This window comes from Amycolatopsis sp. cmx-4-83, assembly GCF_046548815.1.
Taxonomy (GTDB): domain Bacteria; phylum Actinomycetota; class Actinomycetes; order Mycobacteriales; family Pseudonocardiaceae; genus Amycolatopsis; species Amycolatopsis pretoriensis_A.
Genome location: NZ_JAEBEF010000002.1, coordinates 620,672 through 641,801, shown reverse-complemented (window position 1 = coordinate 641,801; position 21,130 = coordinate 620,672). Strand labels below are relative to the sequence as shown.

Annotated in this window: 23 protein-coding genes; 12 read left to right on the top strand and 11 right to left on the bottom strand. The window is 71.1% G+C overall.

Annotation, left to right across the window (positions count from 1 at the left end; genetic code table 11):
• Positions 1-65 precede the first annotated feature (65 nt).
• The 5 genes from ACLJQM_RS08120 (at position 66) to ACLJQM_RS08100 (ending at position 3,726) form a co-directional block, all read left to right on the top strand.
• On the top strand, positions 66-563 hold the full coding sequence (locus tag ACLJQM_RS08120) for a hypothetical protein (RefSeq protein ID WP_247017906.1): 498 nt from the start codon (positions 66-68) through the stop codon (positions 561-563).
• Positions 563-1,114, top strand: coding sequence for a hypothetical protein (locus ACLJQM_RS08115; RefSeq protein ID WP_410630607.1), 552 nt, complete (start codon positions 563-565; stop codon positions 1,112-1,114). Before ACLJQM_RS08120 ends, ACLJQM_RS08115 begins: the two co-directional genes overlap by 1 nt.
• 14 nt (positions 1,115-1,128) lie before the next feature.
• Complete coding sequence (locus tag ACLJQM_RS08110; protein WP_410630606.1) at positions 1,129-2,538, top strand: hypothetical protein; 1,410 nt, start codon at positions 1,129-1,131, stop codon at positions 2,536-2,538.
• Positions 2,539-2,599: 61 nt separating this feature from the next.
• Positions 2,600-3,352, top strand: coding sequence for a PhzF family phenazine biosynthesis protein (locus ACLJQM_RS08105; protein ID WP_410630605.1), 753 nt, complete (start codon positions 2,600-2,602; stop codon positions 3,350-3,352).
• Complete coding sequence (locus ACLJQM_RS08100) at positions 3,352-3,726, top strand: YccF domain-containing protein (protein WP_360780014.1); 375 nt, start codon at positions 3,352-3,354, stop codon at positions 3,724-3,726. Before ACLJQM_RS08105 ends, ACLJQM_RS08100 begins: the two co-directional genes overlap by 1 nt.
• On the opposite strand, the gene ACLJQM_RS08095 is transcribed toward ACLJQM_RS08100, so the two are convergent.
• Together ACLJQM_RS08095 and ACLJQM_RS08090 are read right to left on the bottom strand one after the other, a co-directional pair.
• Positions 3,727-4,527, bottom strand: a complete 801-nt coding sequence (locus ACLJQM_RS08095; protein WP_247017897.1) for a metallophosphoesterase — start codon at positions 4,525-4,527, stop codon at positions 3,727-3,729.
• A 37-nt stretch (positions 4,528-4,564) separates the two neighbouring features.
• The gene (locus ACLJQM_RS08090; protein ID WP_410630604.1) at positions 4,565-5,359 is read right to left on the bottom strand and encodes an HAD-IIA family hydrolase; all 795 of its coding nucleotides are present in this window, start codon (positions 5,357-5,359) and stop codon (positions 4,565-4,567) included.
• A gap of 194 nt (positions 5,360-5,553) precedes the next feature.
• On the opposite strand from ACLJQM_RS08090, the gene ACLJQM_RS08085 reads away from it, so the two are divergent.
• Positions 5,554-7,338 carry a multicopper oxidase family protein gene (locus tag ACLJQM_RS08085; protein WP_410630603.1) on the top strand — a complete coding sequence of 595 codons (1,785 nt, stop codon included), beginning with the start codon at positions 5,554-5,556 and terminating at the stop codon, positions 7,336-7,338.
• 47 nt (positions 7,339-7,385) lie between these two features.
• Here ACLJQM_RS08085 and ACLJQM_RS08080 read toward each other — a convergent pair whose 3' ends face one another.
• From ACLJQM_RS08080 to ACLJQM_RS08060, 5 genes are read right to left on the bottom strand one after another with little or no spacing between them, the layout of a single operon-like run.
• Complete coding sequence (locus tag ACLJQM_RS08080; protein WP_410630602.1) at positions 7,386-8,471, bottom strand: sulfate/molybdate ABC transporter ATP-binding protein; 1,086 nt, start codon at positions 8,469-8,471, stop codon at positions 7,386-7,388.
• Complete coding sequence (locus tag ACLJQM_RS08075) at positions 8,468-9,235, bottom strand: ABC transporter permease (RefSeq protein ID WP_360780027.1); 768 nt, start codon at positions 9,233-9,235, stop codon at positions 8,468-8,470. The genes ACLJQM_RS08080 and ACLJQM_RS08075 overlap by 4 nt, the downstream gene beginning before the upstream one ends.
• Before the next feature lie 58 nt (positions 9,236-9,293).
• Positions 9,294-10,103 carry a molybdate ABC transporter substrate-binding protein gene (gene modA / locus ACLJQM_RS08070; RefSeq protein WP_360780030.1) on the bottom strand — a complete coding sequence of 270 codons (810 nt, stop codon included), beginning with the start codon at positions 10,101-10,103 and terminating at the stop codon, positions 9,294-9,296.
• Complete coding sequence (locus ACLJQM_RS08065; RefSeq protein WP_285476866.1) at positions 10,100-10,504, bottom strand: molybdopterin-binding protein; 405 nt, start codon at positions 10,502-10,504, stop codon at positions 10,100-10,102. The genes modA and ACLJQM_RS08065 overlap by 4 nt, the downstream gene beginning before the upstream one ends.
• Positions 10,505-10,537: 33 nt before the next feature.
• On the bottom strand, positions 10,538-11,017 hold the full coding sequence (locus ACLJQM_RS08060; RefSeq protein ID WP_247025486.1) for a MarR family winged helix-turn-helix transcriptional regulator: 480 nt from the start codon (positions 11,015-11,017) through the stop codon (positions 10,538-10,540).
• Positions 11,018-11,166: 149 nt separating this feature from the next.
• Here ACLJQM_RS08060 and moaA point away from each other — a divergent pair, with 149 nt between their 5' ends.
• The 3 genes from moaA to ACLJQM_RS08045 all read left to right on the top strand — a co-directional run bounded on the left by moaA (position 11,167) and on the right by ACLJQM_RS08045 (position 14,483).
• A complete protein-coding gene (moaA, locus tag ACLJQM_RS08055) occupies positions 11,167-12,174 on the top strand; it encodes a GTP 3',8-cyclase MoaA (RefSeq protein ID WP_360780034.1) in 1,008 nt (335 codons plus the stop codon).
• A 1-nt stretch (position 12,175) separates the two neighbouring features.
• On the top strand, positions 12,176-12,436 hold the full coding sequence (locus tag ACLJQM_RS08050) for a MoaD/ThiS family protein (RefSeq protein ID WP_360780037.1): 261 nt from the start codon (positions 12,176-12,178) through the stop codon (positions 12,434-12,436).
• Positions 12,437-13,844: 1,408 nt separating this feature from the next.
• Entirely contained in the window at positions 13,845-14,483 is a 639-nt protein-coding gene (locus ACLJQM_RS08045; RefSeq protein WP_281506219.1) for a transglycosylase family protein, read from the top strand.
• 375 nt (positions 14,484-14,858) lie between these two features.
• On the opposite strand, the gene ACLJQM_RS08040 is transcribed toward ACLJQM_RS08045, so the two are convergent.
• Complete coding sequence (locus ACLJQM_RS08040) at positions 14,859-15,779, bottom strand: molybdenum cofactor biosynthesis protein MoaE (protein WP_410630600.1); 921 nt, start codon at positions 15,777-15,779, stop codon at positions 14,859-14,861.
• Positions 15,776-16,246, bottom strand: a complete 471-nt coding sequence (gene moaC, locus ACLJQM_RS08035; RefSeq protein ID WP_247017887.1) for a cyclic pyranopterin monophosphate synthase MoaC — start codon at positions 16,244-16,246, stop codon at positions 15,776-15,778. The genes ACLJQM_RS08040 and moaC overlap by 4 nt, the downstream gene beginning before the upstream one ends.
• Positions 16,247-16,320: 74 nt before the next feature.
• Between moaC and ACLJQM_RS08030 the strand changes: the two genes are divergently transcribed.
• Both ACLJQM_RS08030 and ACLJQM_RS08025 read left to right on the top strand, forming a co-directional pair.
• A complete protein-coding gene (locus tag ACLJQM_RS08030; RefSeq protein WP_410630599.1) occupies positions 16,321-16,473 on the top strand; it encodes a hypothetical protein in 153 nt (50 codons plus the stop codon).
• Positions 16,461-16,970 carry a PIN domain-containing protein gene (locus ACLJQM_RS08025; protein WP_410630598.1) on the top strand — a complete coding sequence of 170 codons (510 nt, stop codon included), beginning with the start codon at positions 16,461-16,463 and terminating at the stop codon, positions 16,968-16,970. Before ACLJQM_RS08030 ends, ACLJQM_RS08025 begins: the two co-directional genes overlap by 13 nt.
• A 141-nt stretch (positions 16,971-17,111) precedes the next feature.
• Here ACLJQM_RS08025 and ACLJQM_RS08020 read toward each other — a convergent pair whose 3' ends face one another.
• Both ACLJQM_RS08020 and ACLJQM_RS08015 read right to left on the bottom strand, forming a co-directional pair.
• The gene (locus ACLJQM_RS08020) at positions 17,112-18,500 is read right to left on the bottom strand and encodes an NAD-dependent malic enzyme (protein WP_410630597.1); all 1,389 of its coding nucleotides are present in this window, start codon (positions 18,498-18,500) and stop codon (positions 17,112-17,114) included.
• A gap of 98 nt (positions 18,501-18,598) precedes the next feature.
• A complete protein-coding gene (locus ACLJQM_RS08015; protein ID WP_247017882.1) occupies positions 18,599-18,784 on the bottom strand; it encodes a hypothetical protein in 186 nt (61 codons plus the stop codon).
• Between the two features lie 89 nt (positions 18,785-18,873).
• Here ACLJQM_RS08015 and ACLJQM_RS08010 point away from each other — a divergent pair, with 89 nt between their 5' ends.
• Positions 18,874-21,111, top strand: a complete 2,238-nt coding sequence (locus ACLJQM_RS08010; RefSeq protein WP_410630596.1) for a helicase-associated domain-containing protein — start codon at positions 18,874-18,876, stop codon at positions 21,109-21,111.
• Positions 21,112-21,130: the final 19 nt, after the last annotated feature.

Here is a 21,130-nt window from a genome sequence, read left to right as displayed (position 1 = left end):
CGGTTCGTCACTAGTACAGTGCGAAGGGACCACGCAGGGTGGTGCCGGACGACGGGGAGGGCGTCATGAGCGGTTCGCAGTTCGGCGCACCGGGCTCGTTCACACCCCCACCGGACGCGGCGGGGGACGCGGGTTCGAACTTCCTGTCGGGGCTGCTCACCGGACAGGTGGACGACCAGGCCGCCAAGCAGGTCGGCGAAGGCGGTCGTCACCTGAAGTCCCTCGCGCAGAGCGGCCAGTTCGCCGTGAACGAGGAGGGGTTCCAGGCGTACATCAAAGCCTGTGATTTCTTCATCGACGGCTTCACCGACATGATCACCAACGTCTACAAGCTGGCCAATCCGGCGCAGATGGGTGGCAGCAACTACGCCAAGGCTGTCGCCGACTTCAACGTACAGGTGGCCAACGGCGATCCGGAGTCGCTGATCCCCAACCTCGAAAAGATGCGAGACGGTGTCGAGCAGGCTCGCGAGGCCATGGTGATCGCGCGCAAGAACTACCGCGAAACCGAAGATGCCCACAGCACGACGTTTGCCAAGTTGAACGAGGGGCTGCACGAGTAGTGATCGCACGACGCGTTCCGGTCGCGTTCGCCACCCTGGCTCTCGGGCTCGGCCTCGCCGCCTGCACGAGCGAGGTCGGCGGACAGGCGAACCCGAGCTCGCAGGTTTCCGCCACGAACAGCACGCCGGCTGATTCGGGCGATCCCTTCGCGGGCCTGAGCTCTTGCACGATTCTCGACCAGGCTCTTGCTGGGCAAGGTTTTCCCCAAGCCGAGAAGACGGTCGCGGACCCGGCTCACGGCTGCCACGCCAAGAAACCCAGGGCCGGCGACACACCGGCGGTGGATGTCGGTCTGTTCCTGCAGGCCGGTGGGAACTACAAGGACAACGTCAACAACCCGGGCAAGGCCAGCGAAGGCAAGGTCAACGAGCGCCCGGCGATCGAGGAACAGGAACCCTTGAACGTCAAGGGACAATGCGCCGTCCGGTTCCAGGTGCGGGACTCGCGTGCCCTGCTGTCGCTCGCCTTCGGCTCGGACACCGCCGGCGCCTGTCACCAGATCGAAGACCTCGCTCCGAAGGTCGAGCCTCTGCTGCCGAAGAACAACTGATACGGAGTCCTGCCATGAGTCAGCCGCACCGGGCGCAACACCGCCAGTCCGAGGGTGACTACTACGCGGCCACCGAACAGAAGCTCCGAGGCCACGGCGCCGACGCGCAAGGGACAACCAGGAAAGCGGCGTCCGACTACTCGGTCGCCCAGGGAAAGCTGCTGCAGGAAGGGCAAACCCTCCGTTCCGGGGCTCCGGCCCCCGACGAGAACTACGCGAACCAGCCGCACGAAGTGCTGTACAACATGGTCCACGAGAACCTGGACCTCGAGGACTTGAACGACCGCAGCCGCGTGGCCAACGTCTACGGGAACTGGCTCGCCGATGCCTCGAACCAGTTCCGCGACGCCGCCACCGCGGCGGGCGGCTCGTGGCAGGGACCGGCGGCCGACCAGGCGAACGGGTTCTTCCAAAGCACGGCCGGGCACACCGAACAAACCGGCAACGCGATGCAGCTGGCGTCGAACCACTACTCCCAGCAGTCCGCGGCCGCCCATTACGCCAAGACCACCATGCCCGAGCCCACCGGCTTCAACCAGCAAGCCGAGCTCGACAAGGCGAAGCAGCAGTACAACTCCGGTGATCTCGTCGGCATGAGCGGCACCATGGCCGGGATCCAGGCCAAGCAGCAACAAGCCGACGCCGCGCACCAGCAAGCCGTGCAGGTGCTGCAAAACCTCGACGGCACCTACCACGAGACCGCCAGCTCGCAGCCCACCTACGCGCCGCCGCCGCCGCTCGGGCAAGGGGACTCCACCTCGGTCAGCGGGTTCCACGGGACGAGCGGGACCGGCGGGACCGGTGGCACTGGCGGGATCGGCGGCACCGGCGGAACGGGCTTCACCGGAACAGGCACCGGACCCGGCGGGACCAGCGGCACCTTCGCCCCCGGTGGCACCACACCACCGGGCGCCTCCTACGTCCCACCCGGCACCACCAGCGGAACCGGCGGCCCGGGGAACTTCGCCGGCAACACCAGCTTCCGCGCCACCCCAGCCGCCGGCTCCTTCACGCGCATGACTCCCGACGGGCTCGCCATGCCCGGCACCACCTCAGGCGGCACCACCGGCGGAGGCGGAGACATCACCCGCGGCAGCAAACCGGGCCGCGCCGGGAGCGGCTTCGCCGGGGCGCGAGTGTCCGGCAGTGCCGGGAGCGCGCCCAAGGAGATGCCCGGGGAAGGCAAGGGCAGCGGCGCCGGCAAGACCGGTGAACGGCTCGAACGCGGGGCCACCGCCGCCGCGGCCGCCAAGGGCAAGGGGGGCGCCGGGGCCGCCGGCGCGGCGGGCGCCGGCAAGAAGAAGGAAGACGACAAGGAGCACAAGAACAAGTACGCCGCCGACGAGGACGTCTTCGACCTCAAGCCCGAGACCGGGCCCGACGGCGAGAAGATCGTGCGGCCGACCATCGGGGAAACCCCTTAGATTTCCCCCATTCGCCGCGCGGGACCGGAAGCGGCGGACGCGGTCTGGCTACATTGGGGGCATGCGCTTCTTCATCGTCGACGCCTTCACCGACCGGGCCTTCGCCGGGAACCCCGCCGGGGTCGTCCTGCTGGACGAGCCCGCCGACCCCGGCTGGATGCAGGCCGTCGCCGCCGAGATGAAGCACGCCGAGACCGCCTTCGTCGTCACCACCGAAGGCCCCAAGTCGCTCCGGTGGTTCACCCCCGAGGTCGAGGTCGCCCTCTGCGGGCACGCCACCCTCGCCACCACGCACGTCCTCGGCGGCGAACAGGTCTACACCACCCTCAGCGGCGAACTGCGCGCCACCGGACAGGACGGCTGGGTCGAGCTCGATTTCCCCTCCGACCCGCCGACGCCCACCGACGACGACCTGTCCGGCATCCTCCCCGGGGTCGGGATCGAGTACGTCGGACGCGGCGTCGACAACCTCTTCGCCGTCCTGGCCGACGCCGAAACGGTCAAGAACCTCGAACCCGACCTGGCCAAGCTCAAGAACATCTGGACCGGACGGCTGCTCGTCACCGCGAAGGGCGACGAGACGGACTACGTCAGCCGCTTCTTCGGGCCGGGCGTCGGCATCGACGAAGACCCCGTCACGGGCTCGGCGCACTGCATCCTGTCGCCGTACTGGTCCGAGCGGCTCCAGCGCACCGAACTCGTCGGCGAACAGGTGTCACCACGCGGCGGGATCGTCCGGACGCGCCAGGACGGCGACCGCGTGCACCTCTCCGGCCAGGCCGTGACCGTCCTCAGCGGGGAGCTGCACGTCTGATGCGCACGCTGCTGAACATCATCTGGCTCGTCCTGTGCGGCTTCTGGATGGCGCTGGGCTACCTGCTCGCCGGCGTGATCTGCTGCATCCTCGTCGTCACCATCCCGTTCGGGCTGGCGTCGTTCCGGATCGCCAGCTACGCGCTCTGGCCGTTCGGCCGCACGGTCGTCGACCGGCGGGACGCGGGCGCCGCGTCCTGCCTGGGCAACGTCGTCTGGTTCGTCTTCGCCGGGTGGTGGCTGGCGCTCGGGCACATCTTCACGGGTGTCGCGCTGTGCATCACGATCGTCGGCATCCCGCTCGGCGTCGCGAACTTCAAGATGATCCCGGTGTCGCTGGTGCCGCTCGGCAAGGAGATCGTCGAGCTCCCCTGATCACGACTCCGGTTCGTACGGCAGCTGCACCACCAGGCACGGCCCGCCGACGAACAGACCGCCGTCCACGCCGAGCGCCTTGCCGCCCGCGTACAGGAACGGGCCCTCGATCTGCGTCGGGTGGATGCCCAGCTGGTCGGCGATGACGCTGTGGCCGTGCACGATCCGGGACCCGCCGAGCGCGTCCATCAGCTTCTGGGCGTTCTCCTCGCCGTCCGGGCCGCGGAAGGCGTAGCGCGTCGTCATCCGGCGCCAGACGTCCCACCAGGCTTCGAGGTCCGAACCCGTGAGGATCTCGCTCGCGGACTCGTTGATCTCCTCGATCGACGAGCCCCAGTCGAGGTACTCCAGCGTGTCCGAGTGCAGCAGGAGGTGGTCGGCGGCGAGCGCGGCCAGCGGGCGCGCGGCGAGCCACTCGATGTGCTCCGGGGTCAGCCGGTCCTGGTCCGACAGCAGGCCGCCGTTGATCTCCCAGCTGCGGGCGAAGCTGCGCGGGCCGAAGTCGGACGGCACCGGCTCGTCGCCGAAGTGGTACATGCCCAGCGCGAGGATTTCGTGGTTGCCCAGCAGCGTCTGCACCTGGCCGCCGGCCTCGGCCGCCTGCGCCTCCAGGCGCATGACCAGGTCGATCGCGCCGACTCCGTCCGGGCCGCGGTCGACGAAGTCGCCGAGGAACCACAGCTGGTCTTCTTCCCCCGACCAGTTGTCCTCGTCGTCGACCAGGCCCTCGGCTCTCAGCGCGTCGGCCAGCTCGTCCCTGTGCCCGTGGACGTCGCCGACCACGTACGTCGACTTGCTCATCCGGTGACGATAAGCCCTTCTCCCGCCTGCCCGGTGGTCAGCCTTCGCCGAACGGGTCCTGGGTACGCCCGATCAGGTCAGCGACCGAGTCGATCACCAGTGTGGGCCGGTACGGATAGCGCTCGGCCGACTCCTGCGTGGAGATGCCGGTGAGCACCAGGATGGTCTGCAGGCCGGCCTCGATGCCCGAGTGCACGTCGGTGTCCATCCGGTCGCCGATCATCAGCGTCGACTCCGAGTGTGCGCCGAGCCGGCGCAGCGCCGAGCGCATCATCAGCGGGTTCGGCTTGCCGACGTAGTACGGCGAGCGCCCGGTGGCCTTCTCGATCAGCGCCGCGACGGACCTGGTGGCCGGCATCGAGCCCTCGACGCTCGGGCCGGTCGCGTCGGGGTTCGTCGCGATGAACTTCGCGCCGCCCTCGATCAGCCGGATCGCGCGCGTGATGGCGCTGAAGCTGTACGTGCGGGTCTCGCCCAGCACGACGTAGTCGGGGTCGCGCTCGGTCAGCACGTAGCCGACCTCGTGCAGCGCCGTCGTGAGCCCGGCCTCGCCGATGACGTACGCCGAGCCGTTCGGCCGCTGCGACGAGAGGAACTTCGCGGTCGCCAGCGCCGAGGTCCAGATCGACTCCTCCGGGATGTCGAGCCCGGTGCGCTCGAGCCGGGCCCGCAGGTCGCGCGGGGTGTAGATCGAGTTGTTCGTCAGCACCAGGAAGTCGATGCCGTTCGCCTTCAACTCGGCGAGGAACTCGTCGGCCCCGGGGACGAGGTGCTCCTCCTTCACCAGGACGCCGTCCATGTCGGAGAGGTACGTCCACCGGCGTTCGCTCATGCGCGGAACCTATCACGCGCGCGAGGCGCCTGCGGTGCGTGCCGAAAAAGGCTACAGTTGAAATTGCCGGTATTGCGAGGGGAGTTCGCGAGCCGGTCACCGAGGGGGTTCGGGGGAATACCATTCGACGTCGCCGGCGCGATCCGTGTCGGCGCGATTCTTCCTGCCCCCTGCACGCGAAAAGGGGAGATCGCATGACCGAAATCATCGAGCGCCCGGTCGCCACCGCGCCGATCGCCGCGCCGAACTGGGGGCTCACCAAATTCCTGGACCCGCTCCGGGTCCCGCCGGTGTACCGGCCGCATTCGTGGGGCGGCCACGACACCATCACCATTCCGATGATCACGAAGCGCCAGCGGCTGCACTCGCAATTGCCGCCGAGTGTGTTGTGGACGTACGCCGGGCATTTCCCGGGTCCGACGATCGAAGTGCGCAGCGGCAAACAACTGCGGATTTCGTGGTCGAACGAAATCGACGGCGAGTTTCCGCTCGTCGCCGTTCAGGGCCCGATCGCCGACGCGCCGACCAGCCGTCCGGGCCGGGAACTCGACCGGCCCGGCTACTCGGTCATCGACGGCGTCGCGGACCTGCCGGCCTGGACGGTCGTGCACCTCCACGGCGCCCGCACGAACGCCGGCAACGACGGCTGGGCGCACAACGCCGGGCTCAACGGCACTTCGCAGCTGACCGAGTACCAGAACCGCCAGCCGGCGATGCCGCTCTGGTACCACGACCACGCCATGGCGATCACGCGCTTCACCGTCCACACCGGCCTGGCGGGGATGTACCTGGTCCGCGACGACGAGGAGGACGCGCTCGACCTGCCGCACGGCGACCACGAAATCCCGCTGGTCATCACCGACCGCAACCTCGACACCGACCCGGCGACCGGCGCGCTCACCGGGCAGCTGCTGTTCAAGGTCCCGGTGGTGCCGAACGGCCCGATGATCCCGTTCACCGGGCCGTTCACCCTGGTCAACGGCGTGATCTGGCCGCACCTCGACGTGGACGCGCGGTGGTACCGCTTCCGGCTGCTCAACGCGGCCAACTCGCGGTTCTTCACGCTCAACCTGGTCGACGAGAACAACGTGCCGGTCAACGACGCCGTCCGCCTGATCGGCACCGACGGCGGCCTGCTGCCCGCGCCGGCGCCGTTGCCGGGCGGCGGGCTGACCGTCGCCCCGGCCGAGCGGTTCGACGTCCTGATCGACTTCAGCCGCTTCAAGGGGCGCAAGCTCAAGCTGCGCAACGCCGACCCGCGGCTGGGCACGGTCGAGCCGGACCTGATGGAGTTCCGGGTCGACGCCGGAGCCAAGCACGACCCGTTCCGGCTGCCGGAGAAGATCTCGACGTCCTACGTCCGGCTGCAGCACGGCTCGACGCTGCCGGAGGACCACGACCACGTCTGGATCGCGCTGCTGCTCAACAAGGCGGGGCACCCGGAGATGTGGGACCTCGAACAGGTCGAGGCGGACCCGGGCGGCGAGGGGATCATCCAGGTCCAGGACCCGAACGGCGGGCTGAAGACGTTCCGGATGGTCGGCCGGCTCTTCGACGACACGACCGGCATCTTCATCGACCACGACCGGTGGGCGGTGTGGAACATCGTGCACGTCGCCGGCGGGCCGCCGGCACACCCGGTCCACATCCACCTGACCGAGTTCCAGGCGCTCTTCCGGCGGAAGTTCACCACGACGTTCGACCAGGCCACCGAACGGACGACGACGCCGATCGACGGCTTCACCGACGTCCCGCTGGAGAAGTACGAGGAGGGCTGGAAGGACACGATCATCGTGAACCCCGGCCAGTGGGTGAGCGTGGCCGGCCAGTTCGGCGGCGGCACCGGCCAGTTCATGTACCACTGCCACATCCTCGACCACGAGGACGAAGGCATGATGCGGCCGTTCGTGGTGCACCCGCCGGAGGTGGCGAAGTTCCACGTCCACCCGGGCGGCGGCGGCCACCACCACGACGGCTGACCCCCCGGCTCGTGAGTGTTCAGGGCGGTTAGAACCGCCCTGAACACTCACGACCAGTCTTGGACTCGGGAAGCCGCGGCCGGGTGCACCACCACGGTCGCGGCCTTAACCGAGAGCGTCACCGCCGAGCCGGGCTCCAGCGCGAGCTCGGCCACGGCGGCCGGCGTGAGGTCGGCGGTCAGGCCGTGCGCCCAGCCGTCGCCTTCAGCGCGGACCCGGATCACCGGCCCGTGCGGTTCCAGCGCCGCGACGACGGCGTCGGCGGTGTTGCGCGGGCTCCCGCGGTGCTCGCCGTCGTGCGGGTAGACGGCGACGGCGTTCGGCGGGAACACCGCCACGGCGGGCTCGCCCGGCACCACGTCGGCCGCCGGGATCCCGCTGACGACTTCGCCGGACGCCGTCCGCAGCCCTTCGGGAACGGCGGTCCCGGCGACGAGGTTGAGCCCGGCGATCCGCGCGGTGAACGCCGTCCGCGGGGCTGAAAGCACTTCACGGGTCGGGCCGCGTTCGACGACGCGACCGCCGTTCATCACCGCGACGTGGTCGGCGAGCGCGAGCGCGTCCAGGGGGTCGTGGGTGACGAGCACCGTCGTCGGCCCGGTCTTCAGCACCCGCCGCAGCAGGCCGCGGATCGCGGGCGCGGCGTCGACGTCGAGGGCGGCGAACGGCTCGTCGAGCAGCAGCAGGTCCGGTTCCGCGGCCAGCGCCCTGGCGATCGCGACGCGCTGGGCCTGGCCGCCGGACAGCTGCCCGGGCCGCCGGTCGGCGAGCCCGACGGCGTCCACCTCGGCCAGCCAGTAGTAGGCGCGCTCGCGGGCGGCGTGGCGGCCGGCGCCGGTCGAGCGCGGGGCGAACGCGACGTTGTCCACCGCGGACAGGTGCGGGAAGAGCAGCGCGTCCTGGGACAGCAGCCCGATCCCGCGGCGGTGCGGCGCCACCCCGGACAGCTCCCGCCCGGCCACCGCGATCTCCGCCGACGCCGGGGTGATCAAGCCCGCGAGGCAGCCCAGCACCGTCGACTTGCCCGAGCCGTTCGGGCCGAGCAGCGCCAGCACCGACCCGGTGGGCACGTCGAGGTCGACGTCCAACGTGAACGAGCCGCGCACGGCCTCGATCCGGGCGGTCAGGCTCACCGCAGGCCGCCTTCCCACGACCGCGGCCGCGCGACGGCGATGACCAGGATCGCCACCACGATGAGCAGCAGGGACAGCGCCACGGCGCTGTCGATGTCCACTTCGGCCTGCGTGTAGACCTCCAGCGGCAGCGTGCGGGTGACGTCTTCGAGGCTGCCGGCGAACGTGATCGTGGCGCCGAACTCACCGAGCGCGCGGGCGAAGCTGAGGACGACGCCGGAGCCGAGCGCGGGCAGCAGCAGCGGCAGCGTGACCCGGCGGAAGACCGTCCACGGGCGCGCGCCCAGCGTCGCGGCCACCTGCTCGTAGCGGTCGCCGGAGCTCCGCAGCGCGCCTTCGAGGCTGACGACGAGGAACGGCATCGCGACGAACGTCTGCGCGATCACCACCGCGGTCGTCGTGAACGGCACCGGCTCCCCGGTCAGCGTGGTGATCAGCATGCCGAGGAAACCCTTGCGGCCGAGCAGGTAGAGCAGCGCGAGACCGCCGACCACCGGGGGCAGCACCAGCGGCAGCAGCACGATCGAGCGCAGCAGCCGGACCCCGCGGAACCGGGCGCGCGCGAGCACGACGGCCAGCGGCACGCCGAGCAGCACGCAGGCCACGGTGGACAGCGCGGCGGTGATCAGCGACAGCCGCAGCGCGTGCCACGACGACGGCGTGGCGACCAGCGACGGCAGCCGCGTCAGGTCCGAGCGGACCAGCAGGCCGACGACCGGCAGCACGACCAGGGCCAGCGCGAGCGTGGCCGGGATCGCGAGCACCCACGGGACGCGCGAACGGCCGGCCGGGACGGATCCCGGCCGGCCGTTCGCGGACCGTCTACTGCGCAGGGCCGAACCCGACCTTGCTCAGCTCGGTCTTGCCCTCGGTGCCGAGGACGAAGTCGTCGAACTCCTTGGCCAGCGCGGCCTGCCCACCCTTGACCGCGGCGATCGGGTAGTTGTTGACCGCGCCGCCCGCCTCGGGGAAGTCGACCTTCTCGACCTTGCCCGCGGCCGAGGTGGCGTCGGTGACGTAGACCAGGCCCGCGTCGGCGTCGCCGGAAGCGACCTTGTTCAGCACCTGCTTGACGTCCTGCTCTTCGCTCTTCGGCTTGAGCGTGACGCCGGTGGCGGTCTCGACCTTCTTGGTGGCCGAGCCGCACGGCACCTGCGGGGCGCACGTGACGACGGTCAGGCCGGCCTTGTTCAGGTCGGCGAAGGACTTGATGCCCTTGGGGTTGCCCGGCGCGACGGCGATGGCGAGCTTGTTGGTCGCGAAGACCGTCGGCTGGCCGTCGATCACGCCGCCCTGGACGGCCTTGTCCATGTTGGCCTGGTCGGCCGAGGCGAAGACGTCGGCCTTCGCGCCGTTGGTCAGCTGCTGGACCAGGCCGGACGAGCCCGCGAAGCTGAACTTCACGGTGACGCCGGGGTGCTGGGCCTCGAACTCCTTGCCGAGCGCGGTGAACGACTCGGTGAGGGACGCGGCGGCGAACACGGTGAGCGTGCCGGTGCCGGCATCGCCGCTGCCCTTCGGCGCGGGGGCGCTCGCCGACGACCCGCCGGTCTGCGTGCTGGGCTGGTCCGAACTGCTGCACGCGCCCGCGAACAGAGCGACGGCCGCGACGGCGAGAGCGAGCTTCTTCATCGACTTCCTTCCGGTGTCTCCACCACGACAGTGGTCGCTTTGACCACGGCAACCGCGAGCACCCCCGGGCGCAGGCCCAGCTCGCGGACGGCTTCCGTACTCATCAGGGACACCACCCGGTGTGCCCCGCACTGCAGCTCCACCTGGGCCATCACCTTGTCGGCGACGACCTCGGTCACCAGCCCGACGAACCTGTTGCGGGCGGAGCGGCCGACGGTGGAGGGGTCTTCGGGGCCGGAGGCCTGGGCCCGGGCGAACCCGGCCAGCTGGGCGCCGTCGACGACCTTGCGCCCGGCGGCGTCGTCGGTCGCGGTCAGCTGCCCCGCGCGCACCCACCTCCGGACGGTGTCGTCACTGACGCCGAGCAGACGCGCGGCCTCGGACAACCGAAATTGCGGCATGCCGCAGACATTATCTCCGCAGTTGAGGAAAAGCTACGCGGGGCGGCCATTGTCGAGGATTTCCGCGCGGAGCTGTTCGAGCATGACGTTCTGATAACGCTCGATGGCTTTTCGCTCGACCGGGGAGAACTGCGCCAAGGTCTCGCGAAGGGCGTCGAAGGCCGACTCGAAGAGCGGCGCGAAGCGCTCCTCAGCCCCCGGCACGACCGCCACGAGGACCTTGCGGCGGTCCTCGGGATCGCGGACGCGACTCACCAGCCCGACCTTCTCGAGCCGGTCGATGACGCCGGTCACAGCGCCGGTCGACAGGCCCGTCAGCTCCGCGATCCGCCCCGCGGTCAACGGTCCGCCCGATTGGATGACCAGGTCGAACGTCTTGTGGTCGGTGCCGGACAGGCCCATCCGCTCGGCGATCCTGGCGTGCCGGAGGACCGTCAGGGTGCTGCCCTGGCGACCCAATTCCGCGAAGCGGAAGAGCTCATCGTCGGTGACCGGGTAAGTCTTTTCCGTCACGGGCCCTCTTAGTTCGGCAACTGAACCACTCACTCGTCAAAGTATCGTAGCGAGCCGCTCACTTCGCGCGTTCCGGAGCTACTCTGGGCGTAATGACGGCAGTGGATCTCGGGTTTCCTCGCGTCCCCGGTACACGAGGGTCTTCTCGCGTGCCCAGGCCCGAGAACCCGCAACTCATCGACACCTTCGGCCGGGTGGCCACCGATCTCCGGGTTTCCCTGACGGATCGGTGCAACCTGCGCTGCACCTACTGCATGCCCGCGGAAGGCCTCGACTGGATGCCGGGCGATCAGGTGCTGACCGACGACGAACTGGTCCGCCTGATGCGGATCGCCGTCGAGCGGCTCGGCATCACCGACATCCGGCTCACCGGCGGCGAACCCCTGCTGCGGCCGGGCCTCGAAGACCTCGTCGCGCGGGTAACGGCCCTTTCGCCGCGGCCGAAGCTGTCCATGACGACCAACGGGATCGGCCTGGCCCGGCGCGCCAAGGCGCTCGCCGAGGCCGGCCTGAACCGGATCAACGTCTCGCTCGACACGATCGACCCGGAGCTGTTCGAGAAGATCACCCGCCGCGACCGGCTCTCGCACGTGCTGGCCGGCATGGCGGCCGCGCGGGACGCCGGGATGTCGCCGGTGAAGGTCAACTCGGTGCTGATGCGCGGCGTCAACGAGGCCGAAGCCGTGCCGCTGCTGAAGTTCTGCCTGGCCGAGGGCTACCACCTGCGCTTCATCGAGCAGATGCCGCTGGACGCCCAGCACGGCTGGAACCGCGGCGAGATGATCACCGCGGCGGAGATCCTGGAGAAGCTGGGCACCGCGTTCGAGCTGACCCCGTTCCCGGTCGCCCGCGGCGGCGCACCGGCCGAGCGCTGGCTGGTCGACGGCGGCCCCGGCGACGTCGGCGTGATCGCGTCGGTGACCAGGCCGTTCTGCGCGGCGTGCGAGCGCACCCGCCTGACGGCCGACGGCGCGGTCCGCTCCTGCCTCTTCAGCAACGACGAGACGGACCTCCGCTCCCTCGTGCGCGCGGGCGCGCGCGATGAGGAGGTGGCGGACGCCTGGCGGGCCACGATGTGGGGCAAGCTCGCCGGCCACGAGATCAACGACGCCGGATTCGCCCAGCCGATCCGGCCGATGAGCGCGATCGGCGGTTGAGATGACGACCCTGACCATCGTGGTCCGGTACTTCGCGGCAGCACGAGCCGCGGCGGGCGTCGACGAGGAGAAGGTGCAGCTGACAACGGGAGCCTCGGTCGCCGACGCGGTGACCGAGCTCCGCCGGCTGCACCCGGAGGGCCTGCCGCGGGTGCTGGACGCGGTCAGTTACCTGCTGGACGGGATCGCGGTCCGCGACGTCGGCCGGCTGCTGACCGACGGGGCCGAGCTGGACGTCCTGCCGCCCTTCGCCGGCGGCTGAGGCTTCTCTACTAGTACTGACATGCGCGGGGTTGCCTGCGCGTGTGGCGGCTTTCCCTCCGGCGCCCTGCGGCCTGGCGTGCGTCGGTTCGGCGAGCCCTTCCCACCCGGCAAGACCCTCCCGGCGAGCCCTACTCGCCCGGCCGGCTCAGCCCGGGCCTCCCGGCAAGCCCCCTCCCAGCCCAGCTGGAACCTCCGGCAAGCCTGTCCGCCTGGGCAATCCGGCCGGGCAATTCCGGCGAACCGCTCCCCACCCGGCCCAGCCAGCCCAACTGGAGCCCCGGCATGGCCCGCCTGCCCAACCCAGCCAGCCATGCCAGGCGAGCCCCTCTCCGCCCGGCCCGCCTGCCCAACCCAGCCAGGCCATCCCCGGCGAGCCCCTCCCGCCCGGCCAACCCAGCCGGGCCACCCCGGCAAGCCCTCCCTGCCCCACCGACCCAGCCGGACCTCTCCCAACGAGCCCTCCCAGCCGAGTCGAAGCCCCCGGCGAGCCTGCCCGCCTGCCCAACCCAGCCAAGCCATCCCCAGCGAGCCCCTCCCGCGCCCAGCCGCCCCAGCCCGGGCCTCCCGGCGCCCCTCTCCCCGCCGTCTAGACCGGTTGCCCGCCCCCGACACGCCGTCCACCCGCCGGTGCGAGTTCGCCCCTCCCGTTCTTTTCGCCGCCGCTCGGGTACGGCAGCCGACCGCTCGCCGACCGCTCTTGCGCGCCCTCGGCGTGGCGCGTCATCAAATCCGGGTGTTCGCGAGAAGCTGATCCCAGCCCGCCGCAACGCCATCCGGTGACCCGTTTCGCCTGGTCGGTCGCGGTGCGTGGCCCTCAGCCAGCGTCACCGGCGACGAAAGTGGCTTCGGCCGTGGTTCGAAACCCCACCAACAGGTGGGACTGGTGTGACTCATGGGGCAAGTGGGGCTGGATTGTCAAGTCTGGCGCGCTCCCCGCACCAGCCATAAGATGCGCGCTTCTTTCGCTCGGCAGGGGGCGCGAATGGTCCATTCGCCGCGCGAATCACGTGATGCAAGCCTCACGATCCGTGTTTTATCTCGGCTAGGAAACGGCCAGATAACGGCCCGCTGACCTGCACAAACATGTGCATCGGTCAGGGTTGCGTGCTGTTACTGTGACGTAGGTCACGCCCCGAATAATTTCCGATCACGGCCATCGTTACGTACCGTCGCTTTTCGGTTGGCCCCGACCAGCCAGCACGACCGGGAATCCGTAGCGCCTAGCCCTGTCCAGCGGATCCCCGGACCCATACCCCGAGCGAAAGCATTTCCGGACAGGGACGAGGGGACGACGAAGACGCGACGTGCGTCGGACTCGTCTGCCGGTCTGAGACGGCCGGCGCCAGGACCCCGATCCTGACCCTCAGCACAGGCTCGTAGGCGCAGGGAAACCGAGAAGCATTCAGATGTCTTACCGAGGCAAGCACCGCAAGATGTCCGCTGCCACCCGCACCGTCGCTCGCGTCGCCATCGCGGGCATTGCGGTCGGCGCTCCCCTCGCGATCGCCGCGACCCCCGCGTCGGCGACCAACTGGGACGCGATCGCGCAGTGCGAAAGCGGCGGCAACTGGAGCATCAACACCGGCAACGGCTACTACGGCGGCCTGCAGTTCACGCAGAGCACCTGGAAGGCCTACGGCGGCACCGGCAACGCGCAGAACGCGTCCCGCGACCAGCAGATCGCCGTGGCCGAGCGCGTCCTGCAGGGCCAGGGCATCGGCGCCTGGCCGGTCTGCGGCAAGAAGGGCGGCGGCTCGTCGGCCCCCAAGGCCAGCGCGAAGACCAACACCACCAAGAAGGTGACCCCGAAGAAGAGCACGACCGCCCCGAAGGCGGCGGCGGCTCCGAAGGCGGCCCCCGCGGTGTCCGGTGTCAGCAGCTCGAACCCGGCCGGTGACTACACCGTCGTGGCGGGCGACACGCTGTCCAAGATCGCCAAGCAGTTCAACGTCCAGGGCGGCTACGCCAAGCTGCAGGACCTGAACGCGAAGTACATCCCGAACGCGGACATGATCCTCGTCGGGCAGAAGATCGCCACCAAGTGACGATCGCGCAGTGATGCGTAACGGCCTCGAGCCGTGACTCCGCCCAGCCCTCCACCGCCGATCCCCCGGGCGGTGGAGGGCTGAGTGGTTACCCGGGTTCACCGAGCCCGGATTCAGGCGGCTTCCGCCCGCTGCACGTTGCTGCAGGGCTCAAGTTCGCCTCCGCGGCCAGCCGGCCCGCCGTCAGCGCGCCCGCCGCGGCTTCGTCCACCACTTCGTTCGCCGCGCCGAAGTCCGACGCCGCGTGCGGACCCGCTCTGCCTTGCCTCACCGGCACCATCCATGTCCTGACCGACCCCGGTGTCCGCGAGCAGGTCATGCGGGCGTTCCCGCGCAAGGTGCCGATGTTCGTGAAGCTGAGCCTCGTCTTCCGGATCAGGGCGAGTTGACCCACTCGTCGGTGCCGTCGGTGAAGTGCTGGTGCTTCCAGATCGGCAGCCGCGCCTTGACCTCGTCCACGAGCTCCGCACAGGCCGAGAACGCCTGGCCGCGGTGCTCGGCCGCCACGGCGCACGCCAGCGCGACGTCGCCGATCGTCAGCGCCCCGACTCGGTGGCTCACCGCCACCGCGCGGACGCCGGTCCAGCGCACCGCCAGGTCCGCGACGACGTCCTCGATCACCTGGTTCGCGCTCGGGTGGCCTTCGTAGGTCAGGTCGCGCACGCCCTTGCCGCCGTCGTGGTCGCGGACGACCCCCGAGAAGGTCACGACCGCGCCCGCCGCGTCGTCCTCGACCAGGCGGGCGTGCTCGTCGACGGACAACACGTCTTCGGTCACGAGCGCCCGCGCCACACGCACCGCCGGGCCGGCCGCCGCGGGCCGTGGGTGGTCGCCGCCGGCCAGCTGGTCGACCGCGTGGTCCAGGATGCCGTCCAGGACGCCCAGGCCGTCCTTCACGCCGCCGCTGGAGCCCGGGAGGTTGACGACCAGGGTCCGCCCGGCCACGCCCGCGACACCGCGCGACAGCACCGCCGTCGGCACCTTCGGCAGGCCGGCCGCGCGGATCGCGTCCGCGACACCCGGCAGCTCGTGGTCCAGGACCCCGCGGGTGACGTCCGGGGTGCGGTCGGTCGGCGAGATGCCGGTGCCGCCGGTGGTGAGCACGACGGCGACGCCGTCCGCGAGCGCGGCCCGCAGCGCGATCCCGACCGGCTCGCCGTCCTCGACGACGACCGGCGCCGGCACGTCGTACCCGCGTCCGGCCAGCCAGGCGACGATCACCGGCCCGGTCTTGTCCTCGTAGACGCCCTTCGCGGCGCGGTTGGACGCCACGATCACGCGCGCGCTGCGCTTCACGGCCGCTCCCAGGTTCCGGTCTTGCCGCCGTCCTTGCGGAGCAGGCGGACCTCGTCCAGCGTCGCCGCCGGGTCGACGGCCTTGATCATGTCGTGCACGGTCAGCCCGGCGACCGCCACGGCGGTCAGCGCCTCCATCTCGACGCCGGTGACGTCGGTGGTCTTCGCGGTCGCGAGGATCCGGACCTCGGCCTCGCCCAGCTCGAACTCGACCTTGACCCCGGACAGCGCGATCTGGTGGCACAGCGGGATCAGCTCGGGCACCCGCTTGGCCCCCATGATCCCGGCGATGCGCGCGGTGGCGAGCGCGTCGCCCTTGGGGAGGCCGTCGGTCGCGAGCAGCCGGAGCACCTCGGCGGTGGTCCGCACGGTCCCGCCGGCGAGCGCGGTGCGCGCGGTGGCGGTCTTGCCGGAGACGTCGACCATCCGGGCGGCGCCGGTTTCGTCGACGTGGCTGAGTTCACTCACAAGCCGAGGCTACTTCCGGCGCGGCCGGGCGGGTCGGCGCGACCCCTTGATCCGGCAAGCGGGTGGCGCTGATCGTGCCCGCCCCCCACGCGAACGGCGTCGCGGTGTGCGCGGTGTTCCACCGCTGGGCCGGCAAGCTCGACGTCGACGACCGGTTCGCGGAGAACGCGACGAAGGTCCGCGAGACGGCGTCGGCCGAGCTGGACAGTGATCCGTGGCGCGACTGATCCTCGACACGGGAGTCCTGGTCGACGCGGCCCGGGAGCGGCTGCCGGCGAGGGCTATCGGCGATGACGATGACGTCGCGGTGCCGGCGTTGGTCGTCGCGGAGTATCGGGTGGGGCTGCTGCTGGACCCGAACCCGGCTCGGCGGGCGGCTCATGACGCGTTTCTGGCTGAGCTGCTGGCTGTTACTCCGGTCGTCGATTACTCGATGGGCGTGGTCGAGCACCATGCCGAGCTGGTGGCTCATCTGCAGCGGAGCGGGCAGGTGCGCCGGGCCCACGACCTGATCATCGCCGCGACTGCCCGGGCCACAGGGCGGGTTTTGGTGACCACGGATGGGCGCGCCCGGTTCAGGGGCCCTCGGCGGATTGAGCGACCTGGACGCCCGGAACGCGACGAACCGGCGGCTGATGCGCCGGGGTCGGTGCGCGCCAGCCCAGCTACCCCGGGCGGCAGTGGGCGAGAGCTGGAAGGCCAGCCCCCGGCAGAAGACGGTTGACTACAGCCGGAGCGCCCCACGGCGACCAGCGAACTCCTCAGCATGCGATCTCCCCCTGGTGAGTTGCGTCTCAGCCTAGAGAAGGGGAAGACCCCGGTCGTCCCTCCGAAGAACGATCCCGGGGCCCTCCGAAGTGAGGACTCAGCGCTCGGCGCGCACAGCCTTGCGGACGGCGTCGGCGACTGCCGGGGCCACCGCGCTGTCGAACACGCTCGGGACGATGAACGACGCGTTGAGCTTGCCGTTGTCCACGACGTCGGCGATCGCGTCGGCCGCGGCCAGCAGCATGTTGTCGTCGATGTTGTTCGCGTGCGCGTCGAGGAGACCGCGGAAGACGCCCGGGAAGGCCAGCACGTTGTTGATCTGGTTCGGGAAGTCGCTGCGGCCGGTCGCCACGACGGCGGCGTGCTTCTGCGCCTCCAGCGGGTCGATCTCCGGGTCCGGGTTGGCCAGCGCGAAGACCACCGCGTCGGACTTCATCGTCGCCACCTGCTCGGCGCCGAACAGGTTGGGCGCCGAGACGCCGATGAACACGTCGGCACCGGAAAGCGCCTCGTGCAGGGTGCCGCTGACCTGCTGCTTGTTCGTGTGCGACGCGATCCAGGTGAGGTTGTCGTCGAGGTTGCCGCGCGCGGAGTGGACGATGCCGTCGATGTCCGCCGCGACGATGTCGCCCGGGTTCTTGCGCAGCAGCAGCCGGATGATCGCCGAGCCGGCCGCGCCGACGCCGATGACCACGATCTTGCAGTCCTCGATGTTCTTCCCGACCACGCGCAGGGCGTTGCGCAGCGCGGCGACGACCACGATCGCGGTGCCGTGCTGGTCGTCGTGGAACACCGGGATGTCGAGCTGCTCGCGCAGGCGCTTCTCGATCTCGAAGCAGCGCGGGGCGGCGATGTCCTCGAGGTTGATGCCCGCGTACACCGGGGCCAGCGCCTTCGCGATCATGATGATCTCTTCGGTGTCCTGGGTGTCCAGGCAGACCGGCCACGCGTCGACGTCGGCGAACTTCTTGAACAGCGCCGCCTTGCCCTCCATCACCGGCAGCGCGGCGGCCGGGCCGATGTTGCCCAGGCCGAGCACCGCGGAGCCGTCGGTGAGCACGGCGACGGTGTTGCGCTTGATGGTCAGCCGGCGCGCGTCTTCGGGGTTGTTCGCGATCGCCTGGCACACGCGGGCGACACCCGGGGTGTACGCGCGGGAGAGGTCGTCACGGTTGCGGAGCGCGACCTTGGGCGTGACCTCGATCTTGCCGCCGAGGTGGATCAGGAACGTCCGGTCGGAGACCTTGCGGACCTTGACGCCGGGCAGCGAGTCCAGCGCCGAGGTGATGTCGTTCGCGTGGTTCTCCGACAGCGCGTTGGCGCTGATGTCGACCACGATCGAGTCCGAGTGCGACTCGACGACGTCGAACGCGGTCAGCACGCCGCCGACCCGCCCGACGGCGGTGGTGAGGTCACCGGCCGCGCTGGACGAAGCCGGGGCCTCGACCCGGACGGTGATCGAATATCCGGGACCGGGAACCGGCATGGCACTTACCCCCGCATGGGAATGGTGGCTGGGACGGGAGCGAACCTACTCCCGTGACCGCCCTCACGAGGGGCCGATACCGGTACTGACCAGTAACGTTACGGCCGGGTGTTGATCTCGGTCTCGGGGTGCACGTAGGGCACCGAGTCGAGCGGGAACGTGATGTCGCCGAACGGCGACAGCGAGCCCTGGCGGTCGGACGCGAGCTCGGTCACGGGGTGTTCGCCGGCCTCGCCCGGCCAGGTCGGGTCGACGCCCTTGTGCTTCTTCTCGCCCTTGGCCACAACGTCCTCCACAGCCGTGTTCAGTGTTCCGGGGACAGTCTGCCTGAGCCCGGGCGAGCTGTCGCACCCGCCCGGTACCCTGGTCTTCTATGCCCGCGACCTCCTTGGCGGACTGGCTGCGCGCGGAGTCCGACGGCGCACTCACCGAACTGCTCCGCACGCGGCGCGACCTGTCCACGCCCCCGCCCTCCGACAGCACGGTGCTGGCCACCCGGGCCGGCACGCCGGGCTCGGTCGCGCGCGCCTGCGAAGACCTCGACAGCTTCACCCTCGCCGTGCTCGAAGCCTGCTTGCTGGCCGGCGCGGACCGTGACCCGGTGCCGGTCGAAGACATCGCGAAGCTGGTCGGCACCGACGTCACCGAGCCGCTGACCCGGCTGCGCAAGCGGGCGCTGGCCTGGGGCTCCGACGACGCCGTGCGCGTGCCGCCCGCGGTCCGGGAGGCCCTCGGGCCGTTCCCCGCCGGACTGGGCGCTCCCTCGCCGCCGCTCGAGGGCGAGGACCTCGAGGCCCGGCTCGCCGAGCTGCCCGACGACGAACGCGGGGTGCTCAACGCCCTCGCCGCCGGCCCGCCGATCGGCCGGACCCGCGACGCCGGGATCGACCTCTCGCTCGAGAAGGCCGAGACGCCGGTGCAGAAGCTGCTGGCCCGCGGGCTGCTGCTGCGCCGCGACGACCAGACCGTAGAGCTGCCGCGCGAGCTCGGCATGGCGGTGCGCGGCGGGGCCTTCGCGCCCGGGACGCTCACCGAGCCCGGCCTGCCGGTCCACCCGCACCAGCCGTCCACTGTGGACCAGGCCGCGGCCGGTGAGGCGATGGAGTTCCTGCGCCACACCGAATCGCTGCTGCGCGCGTGGTCGGCCGCGCCGCCGCCGGTGCTGAAGTCCGGTGGCCTCGGCGTGCGCGAGCTCAAGAAGCTCGCCAAGGACCTGGAGATCGACGAGACGCAGGCGACCCTGCTGGCCGAGCTGGCCGTGGGCGCCGGGCTCGTCGCCGACAGCGAGGCGACCGCGCCCGAGTGGGTGCCGACGACGCTGACCGACTCGTGGCTCGCGTCGCCGACCGCGCAGCGCTGGATGACGCTGGCCCAGGCGTGGCTGGAGCTGCCGCGGCTGCCCGGCATGGCCGGCGGGCGCGACGCCAAGGACAAGCCGGTCGCGCCGCTGTCGGAGGAGCTGCGCCGCCCGCTCGCCCCGGTCGCGCGGCGGCGGGTCCTCGCGGCGCTGGCCGACCTCCCCGAGGGCGCCGGGGTGAAGAGCGTCGACGAGCTCGTCGCCGTGCTGGCCTGGCGGGCGCCCCGGCGCGGCGGGCGGCTGCGGGACGAGACCGTCCGCTGGACGATGGCCGAGGCGAGCGCGCTGGGCCTGGTCGGGCTCGGCGGCGTCACGACGGCGACGCGCGCGCTGCTCGCCGACGACCGGCCGGGTGCGGTCGAGGCGATCCTGGACGCGCTGCCCGCGCCGGTCGGTCACGTGCTGCTGCAGGCCGACCTGACGGTGGTCGCGCCGGGCCCGCTGGAGCCGGAGCTGGCCGCGGAGATGACCGCGGTCGCCGACGTCGAATCGGCCGGGCACGCGACCGTCTACCGGATCACCGAGACGTCCGTGCGGCGCGCGCTGGACACCGGCCGCACCGCCGACGAGCTGCACGCGCTCTTCAAGGCCAAGTCGGCGACGCCGGTGCCGCAGGGGCTGAGCTACCTGGTCGACGACGTCGCCCGGCGGCACGGCAGGCTGCGCGGCGGGGTCGCGGCGTCGTTCCTGCGCTGCGACGACGAGGCGCTGCTGGCCGAGGTGCTGGCCCACCCCGTCGCGGCCGAACACGACCTGCGGCTGATCGCGCCGACCGTCGTGATCAGCCCCGACCCGCTGCACGAGGTGCTCGCCGGGCTGCGCGCGGCCGGGTTCGCCCCGGCGGCGGAGGGGCCCGACGGCCGGGTCGTCGACATCCGCCCGGGCGGCAGGCGGCTGCCCGCGAAGGCGCGCGCGGCCCGCCGGAACCCCGGCGAGCAGGCGGTCCTCACCGAAGACCAGGCCACCCGGATCGTGTCCAACCTGCGCGCTGGCGACGCGGCTTCGGCCCGGCGCCGCGGCTCGGCGGTGCGCGCGCCGGTCGGCGGCGGCGCGGACACCTCGGCCACCCTCGAGCTGCTGTCCCGGGCGACGCTGGAGCGTCGTGAGGTCTGGATCGGCTTCGTGGACTCCCGCGGCACCGCCAGCCAGCGCGTGATCCGGCCGGTGCGAGTCGGCGGCGGGGTCCTCGAAGGCGAGAACAACGAGCGGTACTCCCTGCACCGGATCACCTCGGCGGCCATCGTCGAGGACTGATTCCGGTGAATCTCCACCG

What these genes read in the sequence shown, in the direction of transcription:
- ACLJQM_RS08085 (WP_410630603.1), top strand. Translation starts at nt 5,554, where the DNA reads ATGACCGAAATCATCGAGCGCCCGGTCGCCACCGCGCCGATCGCCGCG.
- modA (WP_360780030.1), bottom strand. Translation starts at nt 10,103, where the DNA reads ATGAAGAAGCTCGCTCTCGCCGTCGCGGCCGTCGCTCTGTTCGCGGGC.
- ACLJQM_RS08090 (WP_410630604.1), bottom strand. Translation starts at nt 5,359, where the DNA reads ATGAGCGAACGCCGGTGGACGTACCTCTCCGACATGGACGGCGTCCTG.
- ACLJQM_RS08110 (WP_410630606.1), top strand. Translation starts at nt 1,129, where the DNA reads ATGAGTCAGCCGCACCGGGCGCAACACCGCCAGTCCGAGGGTGACTAC.
- ACLJQM_RS08065 (WP_285476866.1), bottom strand. Translation starts at nt 10,504, where the DNA reads ATGCCGCAATTTCGGTTGTCCGAGGCCGCGCGTCTGCTCGGCGTCAGT.
- ACLJQM_RS08100 (WP_360780014.1), top strand. Translation starts at nt 3,352, where the DNA reads ATGCGCACGCTGCTGAACATCATCTGGCTCGTCCTGTGCGGCTTCTGG.
- ACLJQM_RS08120 (WP_247017906.1), top strand. Translation starts at nt 66, where the DNA reads ATGAGCGGTTCGCAGTTCGGCGCACCGGGCTCGTTCACACCCCCACCG.
- ACLJQM_RS08105 (WP_410630605.1), top strand. Translation starts at nt 2,600, where the DNA reads ATGCGCTTCTTCATCGTCGACGCCTTCACCGACCGGGCCTTCGCCGGG.
- ACLJQM_RS08095 (WP_247017897.1), bottom strand. Translation starts at nt 4,527, where the DNA reads ATGAGCAAGTCGACGTACGTGGTCGGCGACGTCCACGGGCACAGGGAC.
- ACLJQM_RS08045 (WP_281506219.1), top strand. Translation starts at nt 13,845, where the DNA reads ATGTCTTACCGAGGCAAGCACCGCAAGATGTCCGCTGCCACCCGCACC.
- ACLJQM_RS08050 (WP_360780037.1), top strand. Translation starts at nt 12,176, where the DNA reads ATGACGACCCTGACCATCGTGGTCCGGTACTTCGCGGCAGCACGAGCC.
- ACLJQM_RS08010 (WP_410630596.1), top strand. Translation starts at nt 18,874, where the DNA reads ATGCCCGCGACCTCCTTGGCGGACTGGCTGCGCGCGGAGTCCGACGGC.
- ACLJQM_RS08020 (WP_410630597.1), bottom strand. Translation starts at nt 18,500, where the DNA reads ATGCCGGTTCCCGGTCCCGGATATTCGATCACCGTCCGGGTCGAGGCC.